This is a genomic window from Hansschlegelia beijingensis (assembly GCF_045505405.1).
Lineage (GTDB): Bacteria > Pseudomonadota > Alphaproteobacteria > Rhizobiales > Methylopilaceae > Methylopila > Methylopila beijingensis_A.
This window is the reverse complement of the sequence record NZ_JBJKEX010000165.1, coordinates 1-6,501: the sequence shown is the minus strand read 5'-3', so window position 1 is coordinate 6,501 and position 6,501 is coordinate 1. Positions and strand designations below refer to the sequence as shown.

The 6,501-nt window shown below is 68.3% G+C and carries 6 protein-coding genes and 1 pseudogene; 2 read left to right on the top strand and 5 right to left on the bottom strand.

What is annotated here, in order from left to right; genetic code table 11:
- Positions 1 to 1,061: pyridoxal phosphate-dependent decarboxylase family protein (locus ACIKT0_RS11140; protein WP_407105414.1), on the top strand; the 1,061-nt coding region annotated here is incomplete at its 5' end.
- Positions 1,062 to 1,084: 23 nt separating this feature from the next.
- Here the strand turns inward: ACIKT0_RS11140 and ACIKT0_RS11135 are convergent.
- From ACIKT0_RS11135 to ACIKT0_RS11115, 5 genes are all read right to left on the bottom strand, one after another.
- Entirely contained in the window at positions 1,085 to 1,486 is a 402-nt protein-coding gene (locus ACIKT0_RS11135; RefSeq protein ID WP_407105413.1) for a F0F1 ATP synthase subunit epsilon, read from the bottom strand.
- Between the two features lie 92 nt (positions 1,487 to 1,578).
- Positions 1,579 to 2,994 carry a F0F1 ATP synthase subunit beta gene (atpD, locus tag ACIKT0_RS11130; RefSeq protein ID WP_407105412.1) on the bottom strand — a complete coding sequence of 472 codons (1,416 nt, stop codon included), beginning with the start codon at positions 2,992 to 2,994 and terminating at the stop codon, positions 1,579 to 1,581.
- Positions 2,995 to 3,019: 25 nt separating this feature from the next.
- Positions 3,020 to 3,901: a F0F1 ATP synthase subunit gamma gene (locus tag ACIKT0_RS11125; RefSeq protein WP_407105411.1), complete on the bottom strand. Its 882-nt coding sequence runs from the start codon at positions 3,899 to 3,901 to the stop codon at positions 3,020 to 3,022.
- A 34-nt stretch (positions 3,902 to 3,935) separates the two neighbouring features.
- Entirely contained in the window at positions 3,936 to 5,468 is a 1,533-nt protein-coding gene (atpA, locus tag ACIKT0_RS11120; RefSeq protein WP_407105410.1) for a F0F1 ATP synthase subunit alpha, read from the bottom strand.
- Positions 5,468 to 6,028 (bottom strand): F0F1 ATP synthase subunit delta, encoded by a 561-nt coding sequence (locus tag ACIKT0_RS11115; RefSeq protein ID WP_407105409.1) that lies wholly within the window; start codon positions 6,026 to 6,028, stop codon positions 5,468 to 5,470. The genes atpA and ACIKT0_RS11115 overlap by 1 nt, the downstream gene beginning before the upstream one ends.
- A 262-nt stretch (positions 6,029 to 6,290) precedes the next feature.
- On the opposite strand from ACIKT0_RS11115, the pseudogene ACIKT0_RS11110 reads away from it, so the two are divergent.
- A pseudogene (locus ACIKT0_RS11110) lies at positions 6,291 to 6,501 on the top strand (hypothetical protein); the annotation flags it as partial.

Here is a 6,501-nt window from a genome sequence, read left to right as displayed (position 1 = left end):
TGATCCGCTGGATGGCGGACGCGGCGGGGTTCCCCGAGACCGCGGGCGGCCTGTTCATGGGCGGCGGCTCGGCCGCGAACCTGACCGCCGTGGTCGCCGCCAGAGACGCGAAGCTCCAGCCCGAGAAGCGGCTGGACGGGACCGTCTATGTGTCGGCGGAGACCCACAGCTCGGCGCTGCGCGCGCTCGCCGTGGCTGGCTTCCTCCCGGGCCAGATCCGCCGCGTCGCGCCCGACGAGGCCTTCCGGATGGACACGGACGACCTTGCGCGGCTGGTGGAGGCTGACCTCGCCGGCGGGCGGCGTCCGTTTCTAGTCGTGGCGACGGCGGGCACGACCAATGTCGGCGCCGTCGATCCGCTCGACAGGATCGCGGCTGTCTGCGAGCGACGCGGGCTATGGCTCCATGTCGACGGCGCGTTCGGCGCGTCCGCGCTGCTCAGCCCTGCCCGGCGGGCGCTCCTGAAGGGCGTCGAGCGCGCTGACAGCCTCGCCTGGGACGCCCACAAATGGCTTTTCCAGACCTATGGGTGCGGGGCGCTGATCGTCCGCGACCGGCGCCGGCTCGAGCAGGCGTTCCGGGTCGAAACGGATTACCTGCGCGACGGCGACCTGCCCGGAGCGGCCCCGAACTTCTGGGATCTCGGGCTGGAGACCAGCCGGCCGGCGCGCGCGCTCAAGCTGTGGCTGACGCTGCAGACGATGGGGACCGAGGCCGTCGCTGCCGCCGTCGAGCATGGCTTCCGGCTCGCCGCATGGGCGGAGGACGAGATCAGGCGCACCCCGGGCTGGGGGCTCGTGACCCCGGCGTCGATGGCGATCGTGACGTTCCGGCTGAATGACGGAGGCCTCTCCGCCGAGCAGGCGGACGCGCTGACCCTTGAGGCCGGTCGGCGCCTGGAGCGCAGCGGCTTCGCCTTCGTCGGCGCGACGCGCGTTGCGGGTCGCGCGGCGCTGCGCATCTGCGCGCTCCACCCGGACGCCACCGAGCGGGATATGCGGGAGACGATCCGGCGCCTCGACGCCGAAGCGCGGGCCAGTCGGAAAGAGCTGGCCCGCTAGACGCTAGAAGAAGCGCGCGAGGCTCAGAACAGCGAGCCGCGCAGCTCCCGGAGCTGATCGAGCTGCGCCTGCGCCCGGACCTTGCGGGCGTCGTCGACAGCGTCCGCGACGTCCTCTTCGGCGTCCCGGATGGCGAGGTCGAGCTTCGCGGCGTCGAGCTCTTCCATCGGAATGGCCTCGTCGGCCAGGATGGTCAGCCCGCGCGGGTTCACGTCAGCGAAGCCGCCGCGCACGAACAGCCGGCGCGGCTCGCCGCCGTCGGTCTTGTAGACCTTCACGACGCCCGGCTTGAGCGTCGACATCAGGGGCGCGTGGTGCGCCAGAACGTCGAATTCGCCCTCCATGCCGGGGACCACGACATGCTCGACGTCTTCGGAGATGAGCAGCTTCTCAGGGGAGACCAGCTCGAAAGGGAAGGTGTCCATCGTCAGTCCTTCAGTGGCCGGCGGGCCGCCGGAACTCTCCCTTCCCGGCGGGCCGGAAAGGGAGCGTTCGGCGTCGCGTCAGTCCGTGGGCCTCAGCCCTCGGCGAGCTTCTTGGCCTTCTCGATCGCCTGCTCGATGGTGCCGACCATGTAGAAGGCCGCCTCCGGCAGGTTGTCGTGCTTGCCCTCGACCAGCTCCTTGAAGCCCTTGATCGTGTCGGCGAGCTCGACGAACACGCCCGGCGAACCCGTGAACACCTCGGCGACGTGGAACGGCTGGCTCAGGAAGCGCTCGATCTTGCGGGCGCGGCTGACGACCAGCTTGTCCTCTTCGGAGAGCTCGTCCATGCCCAGGATCGCGATGATGTCCTGCAGCGACTTGTAGCGCTGCAGCGTCTCCTGGACGCGGCGGGCGGTGCTGTAGTGCTCGTCGCCGATGATCGCGGCCGAGAGAATGCGCGAGGTCGAGTCGAGCGGGTCCACCGCCGGATAGATGCCCTTTTCGGCGATCGAGCGGTTCAGCACGGTCGTCGCGTCGAGATGCGCGAAGGACGCGGCCGGGGCCGGGTCGGTCAGGTCGTCGGCCGGCACGTAGATCGCCTGCACCGAGGTGATCGAACCCTTGGTGGTGGTGGTGATGCGCTCCTGCAGCGCGCCCATGTCGGTCGCGAGCGTCGGCTGATAGCCCACCGCCGAGGGAATGCGGCCGAGAAGCGCCGACACTTCCGAGCCCGCCTGCGTGAAGCGGAAGATGTTGTCGACGAAGAACAGCACGTCCTGACCCTGGTCGCGGAAGTGCTCGGCGACCGTCAGGCCGGAGAGCGCGACGCGGGCGCGGGCGCCGGGGGGCTCGTTCATCTGGCCGTAGACCAGGGCGCACTTGGAGCCCTCGCCGCCGCCCTGCTTGTTCACGCCGGACTCGATGAACTCGTGATAGAGGTCGTTGCCCTCGCGGGTGCGCTCGCCGACGCCGGCGAACACGGAGTAGCCGCCGTGCGCCTTCGCGACGTTGTTGATCAGCTCCTGGATCAGCACCGTCTTGCCGACGCCCGCGCCGCCGAACAGGCCGACCTTGCCGCCCTTGGCGTAAGGCGCGAGCAGGTCGACGACCTTGATGCCGGTGACCAGGATCTCGGTCTCCGTCGCCTGATCGGCGTAGGACGGGGCCGGCTGGTGGATCGGCCGCAGGCCCTCGTTCGCGATCGGGCCGCCCTCGTCGATCGGCTCGCCGACGACGTTCATGATGCGGCCGAGCGTGCCGGCGCCGACCGGAACCGCAATCGGCTCGCCGGTGTCGGTGACGTCCTGGCCGCGGGTCAGGCCCTCGGTCGAGTCCATCGCGATCGTGCGGACCGTCGACTCGCCGATCTGCTGGGCGACCTCGAGGACGAGACGGACGTCGTTGTTCCGGGTCTCGAGCGCGTTCAGGATTTCGGGCAGGTGCCCGTCGAACTGCACGTCGACGACGGGGCCGATGACCTGGGTGATGCGGCCGACATGTGCGGTCATTGGAATGGTCCTCGTCGGATGATCGTCAGAGCGCCTCGGCGCCGGAGATGATCTCGATCAGCTCCTTGGTGATCTGCGCCTGGCGTGTGCGGTTGTACTGAAGCGAGAGCTTCTTGATCATCTCGCCGGCGTTGCGGGTCGCGTTGTCCATCGCGGACATGCGCGCGCCCTGCTCGGAAGCGGCGTTCTCAAGAAGGCCCTTGAAGATCTGGATCGACACGTTCTTCGGCAGCAGAACCTCGAGGATCTCCTCCTCGGACGGCTCGTACTCGTAGATCGCGCCGTTGAGCTGGTCCTCGCCGGTCGCCTCGGGGATCTGGGCGGGAATGACCTGCTGCGCGGTGGGGATCTGGCTCACCACTGACCGGAACTTCGAGAAGAACAGGGTGGCGACGTCGAACCCGCCGTCCTGGTACTCCTTGATGATCCGCTCGCCGATCTCGTTGGCGGTCGAGAAGCCGAGCGTCTTCACCTCGCGCAGCGAGATGACGTCCTCGATCTTCCCCGGGAACTGCCGGCGCAGGATGTCGGCGCCCTTGCGGCCGACGCAGAGGAAGCGGACTTCCTTGCCTTCGGCGATCAGCCGCCGCGCCTCGTCGCGCGCCAGGCGCGCGATCGAGGCGTTGAAGCCGCCCGCAAGCCCGCGGTCCGCCGTCATGACGACCAGAAGATGCCGCCGGTCCTCGCCGGTGCCGGCCAGCAGCTGAGGCGCGCCGGGGGCGTCGCGCATGCTGGAGGCGAGGTTCGCGAGAACCCGCTCCATGCGCTCGGCGTAGGGCCGCGCGGCCGCCGCCGCCATCTCGGCGCGACGCAGCTTCGCCGCCGCGACCATCTGCATGGCCTTGGTGATCTTCTGCGTCGCCTTGACGGAGGCGATGCGGTTCCTGAGGTCCTTTAGGCTCGCCATGGGGCGCCCGAAACTCCGCTTTTCAAGCCGCTGCTCAGGCCGAGAACGCCTTGGAGAAGTCGTCGAGGACGCGCTTCAGGCGCTCGATCGTCTCGTCCTTGAGCTGCTTGTCCGCGCGGATCGTGTCGAGCAGACCCTTCTCGCTCGAGTTCATCCGCTCGAGCAGCTGGGCCTCGTAGGCGCGAACCTTATCGAGCGGCAGCTTGTCGAGGTAGCCGTTGGTGCCGGCGTAGATCACCACGACCTGCTCCTCGACCCGCAGCGGCGAGAACTGCGGCTGCTTCAGGAGCTCGGTGAGGCGCGCGCCGCGGTTCAGCAGGCGCTGCGTCGAAGCGTCGAGGTCAGAACCGAACTGCGCGAAGGCCGCCATTTCGCGGTACTGCGCGAGCTCGCCTTTGATCTTGCCGGCGACCTGCTTCATCGCCTTGATCTGGGCGGCCGAGCCGACGCGCGACACCGAGATGCCGACGTTCACCGCCGGGCGCACGCCCTGGTAGAACAGGTCGGACTCGAGGAAGATCTGGCCGTCGGTGATCGAGATCACGTTGGTCGGGATGTAGGCCGACACGTCGTTGGCCTGCGTCTCGATGACCGGCAGCGCGGTCAGCGAACCGGCGCCGTTCGCGTCGTTGAGCTTGGCGGCGCGCTCGAGCAGACGCGAGTGCAGGTAGAAGACGTCGCCCGGATAGGCTTCGCGGCCCGGCGGACGGCGCAGCAGCAGCGACATCTGACGGTAGGCGACGGCCTGCTTGGACAGATCGTCATAGACGATCAGCGCGTGCATGCCGTTGTCGCGGAAGTACTCGCCCATCGCGCAGCCCGCGAAGGGGGCGAGGAACTGCATCGGCGCCGGGTCCGAGGCGGTCGCGGCGATGATGATCGAATATTCGAGCGCGCCCTGCTCCTCGAGCACCTTCACGAACTGCGCGACGGTGGAGCGCTTCTGGCCGACCGCGACGTAGACGCAGTAGAGCTTCTGGCTCTCGTCGTCCGAGGCGTTGATCGACTTCTGGTTCAGGATCGTGTCGAGCGCGACGGCGGTCTTGCCGGTCTGGCGGTCGCCGATGATCAGCTCGCGCTGGCCACGGCCGACCGGGATCAGCGCGTCGATCGACTTGATGCCGGTCTGCATCGGCTCGTGGACCGACTTGCGCGGGATGATGCCGGGGGCCTTCACGTCGACGCGGCGACGCTCGGTCGCCTCGATCGGGCCCTTGCCGTCGATCGGGTTGCCGAGCGCGTCGACGACGCGGCCGAGCAGGCCCTTGCCGACCGGCACGTCCACGATCGCGCCGGTGCGCTTGACCGTGTCGCCCTCGTTGATGCCGCGGTCGGCGCCGAACACCACGACGCCGACATTGTCGGTCTCGAGGTTCAGGGCCATGCCCCGGACGCCGTCCTTGAACTCGACCATCTCGCCGTACTGGACATTGTCCAGGCCGTAGACGCGAGCGATGCCGTCGCCGATGGACAGCACCTGGCCGACCTCGGAAACCTCAGCTTCCTGGCCGAAATTCTTGATCTGATCCTTGAGGATCGAGGTGATTTCGGCGGCGCGGATGTCCATCAGCCGACCTCTTTCATCGCTAGCTTGATTGAGTTGAGCTTGGTCTTCAGCGAGGCGTCGACCATGCGGCTTCCGAGCCGCACGACGAGGCCGCCGAGAATCTTGGGATCGACCTTGACGTCGAACTCGACCGTCTTGCCCGTGATGTCCTTGAGCGCCGCCGTCAGCGCCGAGCGGCGGCTATCGGTCAGCGGCTCGGCGACGGTGACCTCGGCGGTCAACATCCCCTTGTCGGCCGCAACGAGCGCGCGGAACCCGCGGATCATCGGCTCGATCGCGAACAGGCGGCGGTTGCGGGCGACGAGGCGCACGAAGTTGGCCGTCGACGCGCCGACGCCGGCCTTGGCCAGCACCGCGGCGATCGCCTTCTCCTGCTCCTCGGCCGAGAACACGGGGCTGCGCGTCAGGCGCCGCAGATCCTCGCTCTCGTCGAGCAGCCGCGCCAGAACGTCGAGATCGGCCGATACGGCGTCGATCGCGCCCTGCTCTTTCGCGAGATCAAACAAGGCGGACGCGTAGCGCCCCGCCATTCCGGACACGATGGTGTCTTTACCTGCCACCCGAGCGTCTCTCGCTGGTTGGAGCCAAGGGCTGAAACCGGAGCGGGCGCTCCGAACCTCCCGGAAACTGGTGGATGCTGGGACCCTCGCAGGACCCAAACCTCGGGCGGGATCCCGAAGACGGCCGGTCACTAACACGCCGCCGGACGCCGCGCAACATCATGGCGCACTTGTGGCGGCGCGACAGAAAGCGCACTGCGCTCAACAGTTTAGCCAGCTTCAAAGGGGCCGGACTACCTCCCGGTGACGATCACAAGAAGCTTTGAGGATCGACGTCGACCGAGACCCGGACCCCGCCGCGCGCCGCAGGCGCGGCCGCAAGCCACGCGCGGAGATAGCCGGGAACGTCGACCTCGCGGCCCGCATGCACCAGCAGCCGCATCCGCCCCCGAAGGACAGGATCATCACGCAGCCGGATTCGGTCTATTTCTCGTTTCCGAAGCTGCGCTGGTCGGTCTGCCATCTGCGCGAGT